The organism is Arthrobacter sp. AOP36-F1-5, assembly GCF_058137995.1.
Genome location: NZ_CM176892.1, coordinates 3,196,747 through 3,210,443 on the forward strand (window position 1 = coordinate 3,196,747; position 13,697 = coordinate 3,210,443).

Annotated in this window: 12 protein-coding genes; 9 read left to right on the forward strand and 3 right to left on the reverse strand. The window is 69.5% G+C overall.

Features of this window, described 5'->3' with window-relative positions; genetic code table 11:
- Positions 1-147 precede the first annotated feature (147 nt).
- The 9 genes from AC3ZI9_RS14630 (at position 148) to AC3ZI9_RS14670 (ending at position 9,007) form a co-directional block, all read left to right on the forward strand.
- Complete coding sequence (locus tag AC3ZI9_RS14630; RefSeq protein ID WP_444553811.1) at positions 148-933, forward strand: DeoR/GlpR family DNA-binding transcription regulator; 786 nt, start codon at positions 148-150, stop codon at positions 931-933.
- Positions 930-1,937, forward strand: coding sequence for a 1-phosphofructokinase family hexose kinase (locus tag AC3ZI9_RS14635; protein WP_444553812.1), 1,008 nt, complete (start codon positions 930-932; stop codon positions 1,935-1,937). The genes AC3ZI9_RS14630 and AC3ZI9_RS14635 overlap by 4 nt, the downstream gene beginning before the upstream one ends.
- 2 nt (positions 1,938-1,939) lie before the next feature.
- Entirely contained in the window at positions 1,940-3,955 is a 2,016-nt protein-coding gene (locus AC3ZI9_RS14640; RefSeq protein WP_444553813.1) for a PTS fructose transporter subunit IIABC, read from the forward strand.
- Positions 3,956-4,000: 45 nt separating this feature from the next.
- Complete coding sequence (locus AC3ZI9_RS14645) at positions 4,001-5,701, forward strand: putative PEP-binding protein (RefSeq protein WP_444553814.1); 1,701 nt, start codon at positions 4,001-4,003, stop codon at positions 5,699-5,701.
- A gap of 37 nt (positions 5,702-5,738) precedes the next feature.
- Positions 5,739-6,017: an HPr family phosphocarrier protein gene (locus AC3ZI9_RS14650; protein WP_444553815.1), complete on the forward strand. Its 279-nt coding sequence runs from the start codon at positions 5,739-5,741 to the stop codon at positions 6,015-6,017.
- Between the two features lie 156 nt (positions 6,018-6,173).
- Positions 6,174-6,926, forward strand: a complete 753-nt coding sequence (locus AC3ZI9_RS14655) for a mycothiol-dependent nitroreductase Rv2466c family protein (RefSeq protein WP_444553816.1) — start codon at positions 6,174-6,176, stop codon at positions 6,924-6,926.
- On the forward strand, positions 6,923-7,420 hold the full coding sequence (locus AC3ZI9_RS14660) for an SRPBCC family protein (protein ID WP_444553817.1): 498 nt from the start codon (positions 6,923-6,925) through the stop codon (positions 7,418-7,420). Before AC3ZI9_RS14655 ends, AC3ZI9_RS14660 begins: the two co-directional genes overlap by 4 nt.
- Positions 7,421-7,550: 130 nt before the next feature.
- Positions 7,551-8,222, forward strand: coding sequence for a DUF4956 domain-containing protein (locus AC3ZI9_RS14665; protein WP_444553818.1), 672 nt, complete (start codon positions 7,551-7,553; stop codon positions 8,220-8,222).
- Positions 8,219-9,007, forward strand: a complete 789-nt coding sequence (locus AC3ZI9_RS14670; protein ID WP_444553819.1) for a polyphosphate polymerase domain-containing protein — start codon at positions 8,219-8,221, stop codon at positions 9,005-9,007. The genes AC3ZI9_RS14665 and AC3ZI9_RS14670 overlap by 4 nt, the downstream gene beginning before the upstream one ends.
- A gap of 52 nt (positions 9,008-9,059) precedes the next feature.
- Here the strand turns inward: AC3ZI9_RS14670 and AC3ZI9_RS14675 are convergent, their stop codons facing one another.
- The 3 genes from AC3ZI9_RS14675 to AC3ZI9_RS14685 all read right to left on the reverse strand — a co-directional run bounded on the left by AC3ZI9_RS14675 (position 9,060) and on the right by AC3ZI9_RS14685 (position 13,614).
- Positions 9,060-9,356 (reverse strand): peptidyl-tRNA hydrolase, encoded by a 297-nt coding sequence (locus tag AC3ZI9_RS14675; RefSeq protein WP_444553820.1) that lies wholly within the window; start codon positions 9,354-9,356, stop codon positions 9,060-9,062.
- A gap of 14 nt (positions 9,357-9,370) precedes the next feature.
- Positions 9,371-9,766: a hypothetical protein gene (locus tag AC3ZI9_RS14680; RefSeq protein ID WP_444553821.1), complete on the reverse strand. Its 396-nt coding sequence runs from the start codon at positions 9,764-9,766 to the stop codon at positions 9,371-9,373.
- A gap of 116 nt (positions 9,767-9,882) precedes the next feature.
- Positions 9,883-13,614 carry a proline dehydrogenase family protein gene (locus tag AC3ZI9_RS14685; RefSeq protein WP_444553822.1) on the reverse strand — a complete coding sequence of 1,244 codons (3,732 nt, stop codon included), beginning with the start codon at positions 13,612-13,614 and terminating at the stop codon, positions 9,883-9,885.
- Positions 13,615-13,697 lie beyond the last annotated feature (83 nt).

A 13,697-nucleotide genomic window follows, 5' to 3' on the forward strand; every position in this document is an offset into this window, starting at 1 on the left:
GACACCATGTGGGCAGACGGGACCCTTCCCCACATAAGCCCGTTTATGTGTGTATTTCTGTTTTTCTGTTGACTTGCACTTCAAGGACCATCTAAAGTCAACGAAACACAGATTCATTGTGATGGAGACCACCGAAGGGACAACGCCATGTTTGCCGAGGAACGGCACCGTTTGATCGGCGACCGCGTCGCCGACCAAGGTCGGGTCACCGTCGCCGAGTTGGCGCGGCAACTGGATATCACCCGCGAAACCGTCCGCCGGGATCTGGCCCAGCTGGAGCAGGAGGGGGTCCTGCGCCGCGTCCACGGCGGAGCAGTCGCCGGGCGGACCACCAGCACCGTGGAGGAAAGCCTCAGCGTCAGGACCTCGTTGAACCACGAACAGAAGTCCCGTATCGCCGCTTCGGCCGTTGACCTGCTGCCGGCCGGAGCCACCTCGGTGGTGCTCGATGCCGGAACGACGACGGAACTGTTCGCCCAGCAGATGGCCTCCAGCCTGGGCGCTTCCCGGGCCGCGGACCTGTTGGTGCTCACGCATTCCGTCCCGGTCGCCTACCGGGTCGCCGCCAGCGGTTCCTTCCAACTCGAGGTCATCGGCGGTCGCGTCCGCGCCCTGACCAGCGCAGCGACCGGGGCCTCGACCATCGACCAGTTCCGTGCCCTGCGCCCGGATATCGCCTTCATCGGCGCCAACGGCGTCGACGCCGATTTCGGGCTGAGCACCCCCGATCCGTTGGAGGCCGCGGTGAAATCGGCGATCGTCGCCTGCGCGCGCCGCGTCGTCGTACTGGCCGACTCCAGCAAGCTCGGGGAACAGACCCTCATCCGCTTCGCCGCCCTGGAGCAGATCGACACCCTGGTCACCGACACGGCGCCGGGCCCCGAACTGGCGGCGGCGCTGGACCGGGCCGACGTGGAGGTGACGCTCGCATGATCACCACCTTCACCGCCAATCCCAGCATGGACCGCACCATCGACCTGGGGGCCACCCTGGTCCGGGGCGCCGTGCAGCGTGCCCTCCGCGCCGACGCCCAGGCCGCAGGAAAAGGGGTCAACGTCACCCGGGGGCTGGTCGCCGCGGGGGTCCCGACACTGGCCGTGCTGCCCGGGGACGCCACGGATCCCGTGGTGATCGGCCTCGGCATCGACCATCTGCCTCATCGGGCCCTGCCGATCGGGCAACCACTGCGCAGCAACGTCACGGTCACCGAACCCGACGGCACCACCACGAAAGTCAACGAGCCGGGCCCCACCATCGACGCCGCCCACCAGGCAGTCATCACCGAGGCACTGGTCCGGGCCGCCAACGGATCGTCCTGGGTCGTCCTGGCCGGCTCGCTGCCCCCGGGCCTGCCGACCGGCTACTACGCGGGAATCATCAACCACCTGCACGACTCCCTCGGAGGGAACTGCCCGCTGATCGCCGTCGACACCTCCGAGGCCCCGCTGACCGAATTGTATGCAGGAGCCGGCCCGCTTCCCGATCTGATCAAACCCAATGCCGAGGAACTGGCTAGCCTGGCCGGGAGCCACAGCGCGGCGGAACTGGAGGCGTGCCCGGAGTCGGCTGCCGCGGCGGCGCAGCGACTGGTCGAGCGGGGCACCGGGGCGGTCCTGGCCACCCTGGGCGCCCGGGGAGCGGTCCTCGTCACCGGCTCAGGCTCCTGGTGGGCCACACATCCGCCGGTGAAGGCCCGCAGTACCGTCGGCGCCGGGGACTCGTCCCTCGCCGGCTACCTCATCGCCCACGACCGCGGCGCAGCAGCCACCGACTGCCTGCGCTGGGCCGTGGCCTACGGGGCGGCAGCCACCTCGCTGCCCGGCTCGCTGATCCCCACCCCGGAACAGACCAGCCCGGATTCCGTCACCATCACGGAACTGCCCCCCTCCCCGATCGGCGGCCCCCGGTCCGCCGCACCCCAGACCGCTAAGGAATAACCATGTCCGAGCTCATCACCGCCGATCTGGTCCTGCTGGACCGGGACCTCGGCACCACCAGCGCCGAGGTCATCCGCGCACTCGCCGCGGTCGTCACCGAGGCAGGTCGTGCCACCAGTGCGGAGGCCCTGGCCGGCGATGGCATCGCCCGCGAATCCAAGACGGCCACCGGTGTCCCCGGAGGGATCGGCATTCCGCACTGCCGCTCGACGGCGGTCACCCGGGCCACCCTGGTGATGGCCCGTCTGGCACCGGCCGTCGACTTCGGGGCCAAGGACGGGCCCGCCGACCTGGTGTTCTTCATTGCCGCCCCCGAGGGTGCCGACCAGGAACACCTGAAGCTGCTCTCCAAACTGGCCCGTTCGCTGGTCAAGAAGGATTTCACCGCAGCACTGCGCTCCGCGGGCGCCGCCGCCGAGATCGTGTCATTGGTGGACGCTGCCATCTCCCCCGCCCCCGCCGCGCAGGCTCCCGTGGAAGCCACCGCCGCCCCGGAACCGGCGACCGGGCCTTCCACCCGCCGCACCTTGGTCGCGGTGACTGCCTGCCCCACGGGGATCGCCCACACCTACATGGCCGCGGATTCGCTCGTCGCCGCGGCGGCCGACGCCGGGGTCGACCTCCAGGTAGAAACCCAGGGCTCCTCCGGGTCGACCCCCTTGGACCCGGCAGTCATCGCGGCCGCGGATGCGGTGATCTTCGCGGTCGACGTCGACGTGAAGAACAAGGAGCGTTTCGCCGGGCTGCCCGTCATCCAGGTCCCCGTGAAGCGGGGCGTGGACGAGCCGGCCAAGCTCGTCGCCGATGCCCTGGCCGCCGCGGACAACCCGCAGGCCCGCCGCGTGCCCACCGGCGCGGGAACCGCGGATACCGATTCCGCCCCGGAAGGCCGGGAACGGGTCGGTGCCGCACTGAAGCGCTCGCTGTTGACCGGGGTCAGCTACATGATCCCCTTCGTCGCCGGCGGGGGGCTGCTCATCGCGTTGGGCTTCCTGCTCGGCGGCTACGAGATCTCCGATGTCGCCGACCAGGTATCGGTGGAGAACAACTTGTTCAACCTGCCCGATGGCGGGCTGCACATCTACCTTGCCGCCGTCGCCTTCAAGATCGGGAACCTCTCCATGGGGTTCCTGGTCCCAGTCCTCGCCGGATACATCGCCTATGCGCTGGCCGACCGCCCCGGCCTGGCTCCCGGCTTCACCGCCGGCGCCGTCGCCGGGTTCATGGGGGCCGGCTTCCTGGGCGGCATCATCGGCGGGCTGCTCGCCGGTGTCCTGGCCCGCTGGATCGGCAACTGGCGCGTCCCCAAGCTGCTGCGCGGGTTGATGCCGGTGGTGATCATCCCGCTGATCGGTTCGATCCTCGCCTCCGGGGCCATGTTCCTCTTCCTCGGCGGCCCGATCGCGGCCCTGAGCAACGGCCTGAACAGCTGGCTTTCGGCGCTCTCCGGCTCGGCCGCGGCCCTGGTCGGCCTCATCCTGGGGCTCATGATGGCCGTGGACCTCGGTGGCCCGATCAACAAGGTGGCCTATTCCTTCGCGGTCGCCGGTCTCGGGGCCGGGTCGATGGCCAATCAGGCCCCCTGGGAGATCATGGCGGCGGTCATGGCCGCCGGCATGGTGCCCCCGCTGGCCCTGGCCCTGGCCACCGCCCTGGACAAGAAGCGCTTCTCCGCCGCGGAACAGGAAAACGGGAAGGCAGCCTGGCTGCTTGGTGCGGCGTTCATCTCCGAAGGCGCCATCCCCTTCGCCGCGGCGGACCCGCTGCGCGTCATCCCCGCCAGCATGCTCGGCGCCGGGGTCACCGGAGCCATGATCATGGGATTCCACGTCACCAGCCAGGCCCCGCACGGAGGCATGTTCGTCTTCTTCGCCATCGGCAACGTGGCCATGTTCATCGTCTCGATCATCGTGGGCATGGTTATCTCCGCCCTCGCCGTCCTGGCCCTGAAGCGCTACGCAGTGAAGAAGCAGCCCGCCTCCGAGGACCAGGCCCTTCCGGTCACCGTCCAGGGATGACCCCGGACACCCTGACCCCCCCCTCGACACAGTAAGGACAGACAGATGAGCACCATCCACGGAATCGGCGTCAGCCCCGGCCGCATCATCGGTCAGGTCCGCCGCATGGCCGATCCCATCGACGCCCCGCAGGACCCCGGAGCCCAGGAACTGGCCTCCCCCGGATACGTCGAGGAGGCCACGGCCCGGTTGACGGAGGCCGGTCGGGCCGTCGCCGCGGGGCTGCGCGCCCGGGCCGGGCAGGCCCATGGTGCCGGCGCCGAGGTCCTCTCGGCGACCGCATTGATGGCCACCGACTCGATGCTCCACAAAACCGCAGGAAAGGCACTGGCCGCCGGACGCGGGCTCGAACCGGCGATCTGGGAGGCGGCGGAAACGGTGGCGGCGATGCTGACGTCGTTGGGCGGCTACATGGCAGAACGGGCCGCCGACGTGCTCGACGTCCGTTCGCGCCTCATTGCCGAGCTGCGTGGCGTCCCCGCCCCGGGGATCCCCGACTCCGGGAGCCCGTTCATCCTGCTCGCCCGGGATCTGGCTCCCGCCGACACGGCCACCCTGGATCCGGCACAAGTCACCGCCCTGGTCACCAGCGAGGGCGGGCCCCAGTCCCATACCGCCATCCTCGCCCGGGCCCTGGGCCTGCCCGCGATCGTCGCCGCGGTCGGCGCGGAGTCCATCGTCGAGGGCACCGACATCTATGTCGATGGTGCCGCCGGGACCGTCTGCACCTGCCCCGGGACGGAGGAGCAGGCCGCGGCCCTGGCCTTCGCGGCCCGGGGCCCTTTGGAGGTCTTCAACGGTCACGGCACGACGGCGGATGGGCATCCGGTGCCCCTGCTCGCCAATGTCGGCGGCGGGTCCGATGCCGTCGCCGCGGCGGCCGCCGGGGCCGAGGGCGTGGGGTTGCTACGCACCGAATTCTGCTTCCTGGGACGTGATGCCGAACCCGGGCACGACGAGCAGGTCGCCGCCTACGGGGCCGTCTTCGTCGAATTCCCCGGGCGGAAGGTCGTGGTCAGGACCCTGGACGCCGGAGCCGATAAGCCACTGCCCTTCCTCACCGATGCCACCGAGCCGAATCCGGCGCTGGGCGTGCGGGGGTTCCGCACCAGTGCCGGCACCCCGGGGGTATTGGCCCGGCAGTTGGCGGCGATCGCCGCCGCGGCCGCGGCCCATCAGGCGCAGGTGAAGGTCATGGCCCCGATGATCTCCACAGCCCAGGAGGCCACCGACTTCGCTGCCCTCTGCGCCGTGGCCGGGCTGCCGGACCCCGGGGTCATGGTCGAGGTTCCCTCCGCGGCGGTACGTGCCGCCTCGGTGCTGCGTCCGGTCGCCTTCGCCTCGATCGGGACCAACGACCTCACCCAGTACACCCTGGCCGCCGACCGCCAGCTCGCTCCCCTGGCCGCCTTGAACGATCCCTGGCAGCCGGCGGTCCTGGAACTCATCCGGCTCACCGTCGCCGGGGCCGAAGCCGCGGGGGATTCCTCCGCCCCGCTCCGGCCGGTGGGCGTCTGCGGGGAGGCCGCCGCCGATCCTGCCCTCGCCGTCGTCCTGGTGGGCCTGGGGGTTGCTTCCCTGTCGATGACCGCCCGGGCGTTGGCCCCGGTGGCCGCCGTCCTGCGGACCGTCACCCACGCACAAGCCGTCTCGCTGGCCGCCCTGGCGGTGGAGGCCGAAGGCCCCGCCCAAGCCCGCGCCGCAGTGCGCGCGGCCTTGCCGGTTCTGGACGAGCTTGGACTCTGACCACCCACCATCCGAACCACCACCACAGGAGAAAACCATGGCAGAACGTACCGCAACCATCGCCAGCCGCGTGGGGCTCCATGCCCGTCCGGCCGCCATCTTCGCCGAAGCCGCCGGGGAACTCGATCTGGAGGTCACCATCGCCCTGCCGGGCGAGCCCGCCGATGAGGCGATGGACGCCTCAAGCATCCTGTCCCTGATGGGCCTGGGCGCCGAACACGGGACCACGGTAGTCCTGCGGGCCGAAGGGCCGGGGGCCGACGCCGCCCTGGACCAGCTCGTCGGCATCCTCGAAACGGACCACGACGCCGAATAGGCTCCCGGAGGGGAGCCAGGGCGACCGTGCGTCGCCACGGCCTGCGGGTCGGCGGTGGAACCGCCGGCGGCTCGTCCCAGCACCGAATGTGCATTTTTGGTCCCAGGGCCTGGCCCGGCATGGACGCGGGTTGCCACCCGGTGCCAAGGTGGGGGGATGAGCGCCACCATCAACTTCTACTTCGACCCGGTCTGCCCCTTCGCCTGGATGACGAGCAAATGGGTGCGGCAGGTGCAGGCACAGCGCGACTACACCGTGGACTGGCGTTTCATCTCGTTGCGCCTGATCAACGCCGAGGTCGACTATGACGCGCATTTTCCGCCGGAGTACGAGGCCGGGCACACGGCAGGCCTCCGCCTCCTGCGGGTGGCCGCTCGAGCGCGTGCGGAGCATGGCCGCGCCTCGGTGGCCGGATTATATGCGGCCCTCGGGGCACACATCTTCGACGCTGCCCCCGACCCGGCCGACCAGCGAGGCGAGGGTGGGGTGCGTGAGCGTCGAGGCACGCGTGGGTTCGTGGAGCCGATCCTCGACGAGGCCGGCCTGCCCCGGGCGTTGGCGCAGGCCCTCGACGACGAGTCCTGGGACCGCGGGATCCGCCAGGAGACCGACGAGGCGCTGGCGCTGACCGGAAAGGACGTGGGCACGCCCATCATCCACTTCGAACCACCCGCCGGTGTGGCGTTCTTCGGGCCGGTGATCAGCCGGCTGCCGGACGAGGATTCGGCCGCCAAGCTGTGGGACCACGTGGTCGGGCTGGCCCGGTTCCCGGGCTTCGCCGAACTCAAGCGCAGCCTGCGTGAGCAGCCACAATTGGCTGCCCTCCGCGGCAACACCACCACGGTCGGCCAGCAGGAGGACTGGCAGGGCGGCAGAAAGGCCGACCCGTCAGGAAGGAACAACCCATGACCCGGACCGCCCTCCGCCACCATGAGCAGTCCATCACGGTCGCAGCCACAACCGGGACGCTCTACGATCTGGTCTCCGACATCCGCCGAACCGGGGAATGGAGCCCGGTATGCACCTCCTGCTGGTGGGACGACGAGGCCGGCGCCGGGCTGCCCGGCGCCTGGTTCACCGGCCGGAATGAACTCCCGCACCGGACCTGGGAGACCCGTTCGCAGGTCGTGGCTGCCGAGTACGGGCGCGAGTTCGCCTGGATCGTCGGTGGCAGCTTCGTCCGATGGGGCTTCACCATGACCCCCGCCGATCCCGGAACGATCCTGCGCGAATCCTGGGATTTTCTGCCGGACGGGATCTCGATGTTCGAGGAGAAATTCGGTGACGGAGCGGACGCCCAGATCACCGACCGTACCCAGCAGGCTCTCGACGGCATCCCGAAAACACTCGCGGCGATCAAACGGATCGCCGAGTCCATCGGCCTGCATGAGGACGCCCGGTAACCTCGCCGCCCTCCGGCGACCCAGCAGCGCGAACCACCCATCAAGTGGTCTCATTCTTCTCTCCTTGCGGTCTCATCTTCGTCTCATCTTCGGTCCCTAGAGTTGTCCACCAGAGCAACGAGAGGGAATCATGTTTACGTTTTGGATGGCCTTGCTGGCCAATATCCTGGGCACCGCCGTCCTGGTGTACGTCGTCTACTTCCGCAGGCACCACCGCCGGGATCTTGCGCTGGCCTATGTCGCCCTGAGCATGGGGATCTTCGCGGTCACCCTGCTGCTGACCACCAGTGACGCAGGAATGGGCCTGGGCCTGGGGCTGTTCGGCATCCTGTCGATCATCCGACTGCGTTCAAATACCCTGACCCAGGAGGAAGTGGCCTACTACTTCGTTTCCCTGGCCATCGGGCTGGTCAATGGCCTGCATCCGGATCCCGCCTGGCTCGCCCCGACGATCACCGCCGCACTGCTGGTGGTCATGTTCGCCGCAGACCACCCGCGCTTCGCCGCCACCACGACCCGCCAGGTCGTGACCATGGACACGGCCTACCCGCGCCGGGCGGAGATGGATGCCACCCTGGAGCAGCTGCTCGGGGCCCGCATCCTGCGCACGGTGGTCCTGGAACTGGACATGGTGCGTGACACCACCGTCGTGGATGTGCGCTTCCGCGAATTGCCGGCCAAGACCAGCCGTCGGGCCCGGGACACCGTGGCCGAGCCGGTCCCCCGGCAGGAAACCACCGGTGCTTCCGCGCCCGCCGCGGCCGAAAGGGAGTACGCCACCCAGGGCCAAGGCTCCAAGTGAAGGCCCGCCAGGCGTTGGAGGACGCCGTCGCCGCCCGGGAACCAATCGGGCTGCAGGAGGTCAACGAAGGGGCCGCCCTGCAGACCCGGGTGGACCATAAGTACCTGCTGACCCCCGGGCAGTTCACGGCCCTGGCCGCGAAGCTGGACGACCGGTTCCGGGTGCTCACCATCGATGGCAGACGCACCTTCCGCTACGAATCGGTCTACTTCGACACCCCGGAATTCGAGCAGTATCGCGCCCACCGGCAGGGTCGCCGCCGCCGCTACAAGGTCCGCACCCGCACCTATGCCGACACCGGGCTGTGCATGTTCGAAATCAAGACCAAGGGCCTGCGCGGGGCGACCGTCAAACACCGGATCCCCCACCAGATGGACGACGCCGGCCGGATGACCTCCGACGCCCGCTCCTTCCTGGACGGGGTGATCGCCGCCGAATATTCCATGTCCCCCGCCGCACTGCAGCCGGTGATGGAAAGCGACTACCGGCGGGCGACCTTCGTCGATCCCGTCGACGGCGAACGCCTGACCTGCGATGTCGATCTGGTCTACTCCGACCAGGCCCGCACCTTGCACGGCCCCGAGCTGTTCGTGATCGAAACCAAGACGGCCTCCGGGCAGGGGGCCGCCTCCACCGCACTGTCCGAACTGGGCATCCGTCCGGTGAGCATGAGCAAGTACTGCGTGGGGATCGCCATGCTCCACCCCGAACTCCCGGCGAATAAGTGGAGCCGGCTGCTCCGGCGCAACTTCCAGTGGGAACCGGACCGCGCCGCCGCCGCCTGATCCCCTCCCCCTGACGGGCAAGGCCCGGGCCCCCACGGGGCCCGGGCCTTCTTCATCGTTTCCGACCGGTGAGCTGCCACCAGCGGCGCCGGCGGGGAGTCCCCGCTGGGACCGGGGCGACCACCAGTGCGGTGACGGACCCGGGGGCGATTTCGGTGTGCCCGGCGTCGTGGATCAGTGGCCCGGCGCCCACGGCGGCCGCACCGGCCAGCAGTTCGACTTCCCCTTGCCACCCGACGCAGACCTGTGGGCCGGCCCGGAACCATTCGACGCTGGGTTCCGGCCCCAGTTCCATCACCCAGGCGAAGAGTGCGTGGGCCGCCTGGGCTGCCGCCTTCCCGGTGCTCATCCCCAGATCCCGGTTCAGCACGATCCTCGGCCGGTCACCGGGTCCTCCGGGCCCGCAGGCAGCCGGGTCCCGGAGACCTGGAGCCGGGCCAGCGTCCTGGGCAACGCATCCATCGGCAGCGGAGGCAGGGCCATGGCCCTGCCCCGGCCGTGGGTCGCTTCGACGGCTTCGGGGTGGGCGGCGGCGGTCTTCGCGTAGTTTTTGGCATCGGCCCGGCGCACCGATTTGCCGACGGGACCTGACAACCACCGCTCCCAGGCGGGATTGGAAGGGTCCCTGGCCCGGGCCATCACCGAGGCCAGCGCCACGGCGGCGAGGCCATCGGGCTCGGGGGCCGGGCTTTCGCGGTCCACGAGCAGGACAATGACCTGGACCAGGGCCGCGGAGGAGCCCGGGGTTTCTTCGCTCATGGGCGGGCGGCTTTCGTGATGGGAGGGTAGTTGACTCCACCGATGATGCCACACAGACGAACGACGCCGGCCCGGGGTCGGAACCCCGGGCCGGCGTCGTTGGACACGCTGCGGATCTAGATGATCGCGTCGCTGAGGTGGTCGGGCGTACCGAAACGGTGGGCCGTGATCGAGATCGCCTGTTCACGCAGGAACGGGAGCATCTCGACCCGCCCCGCGGCCACGACCGGGTGGTCGTAGATCGCGACGTCGGGTTTGCCCTGTGCCGCGGCGTAGGTGGCCCGCGACGAGGCGCCGATGTAGCGGATCCGGGTTCCGGAATCGGGGCCGGTCCGGCGTGCCAGACGCTCGACGTGTCCCTTCCACATCCGGTCGTCCTCGACCGCCACCTCGACGCCCTCGGAACGCAGTGCCGCCAGCACGCGGGCCGGCAGTTCGGTGGTGACGCTGACACTGATCCCCGCCCCCGGGCGTTCGGTGGTGCCGATCCGTCCGCTGGCCCCGGCGCTGGAGGTGGCCTTATGGGCGCGGAGCCCGGCAGCCACCACCCGCAACAGTTCGGCCATCCCGTGGCCGGAGGTGCCCTCCTCGTAGCGCACGGTCACCGGGACCGGACGATAGCGGAAGAGGTTGCGTTCGGCCTGCAGCATGGAGACGTCCTTGACGGCCCCGAACTCCTTGACCACCTGGTGGTAGTCGGTCGCCCGGGCGGTCTGCAGCCAGAGGAAGTCCTCGGCGGCGATGGCGTTGCCCGTCGCGGGACCGGCCTCGGCTGCGACGACCCCGAGGATGTCGCTGCCTCCGGCGACCTCCGCGTTCGAGGTGGCCGAGGTGTCGGTCCCCGTCGCGGTGCGCACGGTGGCGTGGGAGACGGCCGCATGGGATTCGGCCGCGGCTTCGGCCTCGGCGCTGACCGGGGCGTCGGCCCAGGAGCCCATGCCGACCAGGTAGTTCGGCCCACCGGCCTTGGTCCCGGCGCCGACGGCCGACTTCTTCCAGCCCCCGAACGGCTGCCGGCGCACGATCGCCCCGGTGATGCCGCGGTTGACGTAGAGGTTGCCGGCCTTGACGTTGTCCAGCCAGTACTCCAGCTCATCGGGGTCCAGCGAGTGGAGCCCGGTGGTGAGTCCGTACTCGATGTCGTTGACCATTTCGACGGCTTCTTCGAGGGTCTCGGCGGTCATGACCCCCAGGATCGGGCCGAAGTACTCGGTCAGGTGGTATTCGGAGCCACGCTGCACCCCGGTGCGCACCCCCGGGCTCCACAGTTGGCCGGTGTCGTCGAGTTGGCGCGGTTCCAGCACCCAGCGTTCACCGGCCCCCAGGGTGGTCAGCCCGCGCAGCAGCTTGCCCTGCGCCGGTTCGATGACCGGGCCCATCTGGGTTCCGGCGTCGTCCGGGTAGCCGACCTGTAGTGAACGGACGGCGTCGATGAGCTGGCTGTGGAAGCGCGGCGACTTGGCGACCGCGCCGACCATGATCACCAACGAGGCAGCCGAGCACTTCTGTCCGGCGTGGCCGAAGGCGGAGGCCGCGACGTCGCGGGCCGCCAGATCCAGGTCGGCCGAGGCCGTCACGATGAGCGCGTTCTTGCCCGAGGTCTCCGCCAGCAACGGCAGGTCCTCGCGGAAGGAACGGAACAGTTCGGCGGTTTCATACCCACCGGTGAGGATCAGCCGGTCGACGCTGGGATGCGAGACCAGCCGGGTGCCCAGATCGCGTTCGGAGAGCTGGACGAAGGAGAGCAGTTCGCGACCGATCCCGGCCGCGTCCAACGCCTCCCAGATGGCCTGGACCATGATGGCCCCGGAGCGCGCCGCCTGCTTGGCCGGTTTGATGACGACGCCGGAGCCGGCGGCCAGTGCCGAGAGGGTGGAACCGGCGGGGATGGCCACCGGGAAGTTCCACGGAGGGGTCACCACGGTCAGCCGTGAGGGGACGAACGTGGCCCCGTCGACGGTGTCCAACGCGCGGGCGGATTCGGCATAGAAGTGGGCGAAGTCGATGGCTTCGGAGACTTCCGGGTCGCCCTGGTCCAGGGTCTTGCCGCATTCGGAGGCCATGACCTCAAGTAGTTCACCGCGATGGGCGGCGAGCCGTTCGCCGGCGTGGTGCAGGACCGCGGCACGCTCGGCACCGCTGAGCCCGCCCCAGGATTCCGCTGCCGCGTGGGTGGCCGCGATGACGGCGTCGACCTCGTCGGTGGTGTTCAGCAGATGGGATTCGATGGTCTCGCGCCCCAGTGTGCTCTGCGGGACCCTGGCCAGGATGTCGTTGGCCCAGGCCCGGTTCCCGGCCAGATCGGGGTCGGTGTCGGGGGTGTTGGAGAACTTCCGTTCCCCCGAGGCGTATTCGGCGACCTCCGCGGCGGCTGCTTCGGTGTCGTAGCTGCCGCGGTCCTGGATGCGGTTCGGGGTGGGGACGACATCGCTCAGGTCCTCCAGGGAGGCCCGGAACCGGTCCGTCTCGCGTTCGAAGAGGGCTTCGTTCTCGTGCAGTTCGAAGACGGCCGACATGAAGTTCTCCTGGCTGGCCCCTTCTTCGAGCCGGCGGATGAGGTAGGAGATCGCCACGTCGAATTCCCCGGGGTGGACCACCGGGGTGTAGAGCAGCAGGGAGCCGACGTCGGCCTTCACGGCCGCTGCCTGGCCGGTGGCCATGCCCAACAGCATCTCGAAGTCGATGCCTTCGGAGATCCCGCGGGCCTTCGCCAGCAGGTGGGCCAGGGCGACGTCGAAGAGGTTGTGCCCGGCGATGCCCAGGTGCACGTTGGCGGTGCGCTCGGGACGCAGTGCGTAGTCGATCACTGCCTTATAGGAGGTATCCGTGGCCTGTTTGGAATGCCAGGTCGCGGCCGGCCAGCCGTGGATGTCGGCTTCCATGATCTCCATGGGCAGGTTGGCGCCCTTGACCAGGCGGACCTTCACCGGTGCGCCGCCGGAGCCGACGCGTTCGGCAGCGAACTCCTGGAGTTCGATCATCGCCGGCAGGGCGTCCGGCAGGTACGCCTGCAGCACGATGCCGGCTTCGACGTCCTTGAACTCGGGCAGGGCCATGAGCCGTTTGAAGACGGCCATGGTCAGGTCGAGGTCCTTGTATTCCTCCATGTCCAGGTTGATGAACTTGCGCGGGGAGGAATCGCGGGCCTGCCGGTAGAGCGGGGTCAGCTGCTCCACGATGTTCCCGACGGCCGTGTCGAAGTCCCAGTGGTTGTGCGGGGCGACGCTGGAGGAGACCTTCACGGACACGTAGTCCACGTCGGGGCGGCGCAGGAGCCGGGAGATGCCCGCCAGCCGGCGACCGGCCTCCTTCTCGCCGAGGATGGCCTCGCCGAGCAGGTTGATGTTCAGCCGCACGTCCTCCTGCTGGATCTTCTCGATGGCCGGACCGAGTTTGGCATCGGTGGCATCGACGATCAGGTGGCCGACCATCTGGCGCAGGACGCGACGGGCGACGGGGATCACGACCCCGGGCAGGGCGGGGGCCATGGCCCCTCCGAGGGCGACGGCGGAACGCATGTACCAGGGCAGGAAGGAGGGGACCTTCGGGGCCAGTGCCCGCAGGTTCCGGGCGGCGACATGCAGGTCCTCCGGGCGGATCACCCCGTCGACGAAGCCGACGGTGAAGTCCAGACCCTGCGGATCCTTCAGCACTCCGGCCAGTTGGCGGGCCGAGGCATCGACGGGTTGTTTGGAACCTTCGGTCAGCCAGTGGCGGACCAGGGCAATGGCGTCGTCGGCCAGGTCCCGAGGGGAAATGGGGTCCGTCCCGACGGAAGGAGAAGTAGTGGTCACGTCAGTGATGCTCCTAGCAGAAAACGACCGGTGGGGAACCGGCCTGCGCGACATGGGGCAGAGTCCCCCACGAAGTAAGTATCCAACGCCCATGAGTTAAGGAAAAGCGACGAATAGTGAAGGATGATGTTAAGCGG

What these genes read in the sequence shown, in the direction of transcription:
- AC3ZI9_RS14685 (WP_444553822.1), bottom strand. Translation starts at nt 13,614, where the DNA reads ATGTCGCGCAGGCCGGTTCCCCACCGGTCGTTTTCTGCTAGGAGCATC.
- AC3ZI9_RS14665 (WP_444553818.1), top strand. Translation starts at nt 7,551, where the DNA reads ATGTTTACGTTTTGGATGGCCTTGCTGGCCAATATCCTGGGCACCGCC.
- AC3ZI9_RS14680 (WP_444553821.1), bottom strand. Translation starts at nt 9,766, where the DNA reads ATGAGCGAAGAAACCCCGGGCTCCTCCGCGGCCCTGGTCCAGGTCATT.
- AC3ZI9_RS14675 (WP_444553820.1), bottom strand. Translation starts at nt 9,356, where the DNA reads ATGAGCACCGGGAAGGCGGCAGCCCAGGCGGCCCACGCACTCTTCGCC.
- AC3ZI9_RS14645 (WP_444553814.1), top strand. Translation starts at nt 4,001, where the DNA reads ATGAGCACCATCCACGGAATCGGCGTCAGCCCCGGCCGCATCATCGGT.
- AC3ZI9_RS14650 (WP_444553815.1), top strand. Translation starts at nt 5,739, where the DNA reads ATGGCAGAACGTACCGCAACCATCGCCAGCCGCGTGGGGCTCCATGCC.
- AC3ZI9_RS14630 (WP_444553811.1), top strand. Translation starts at nt 148, where the DNA reads ATGTTTGCCGAGGAACGGCACCGTTTGATCGGCGACCGCGTCGCCGAC.
- AC3ZI9_RS14655 (WP_444553816.1), top strand. Translation starts at nt 6,174, where the DNA reads ATGAGCGCCACCATCAACTTCTACTTCGACCCGGTCTGCCCCTTCGCC.
- AC3ZI9_RS14640 (WP_444553813.1), top strand. Translation starts at nt 1,940, where the DNA reads ATGTCCGAGCTCATCACCGCCGATCTGGTCCTGCTGGACCGGGACCTC.
- AC3ZI9_RS14660 (WP_444553817.1), top strand. Translation starts at nt 6,923, where the DNA reads ATGACCCGGACCGCCCTCCGCCACCATGAGCAGTCCATCACGGTCGCA.
- AC3ZI9_RS14635 (WP_444553812.1), top strand. Translation starts at nt 930, where the DNA reads ATGATCACCACCTTCACCGCCAATCCCAGCATGGACCGCACCATCGAC.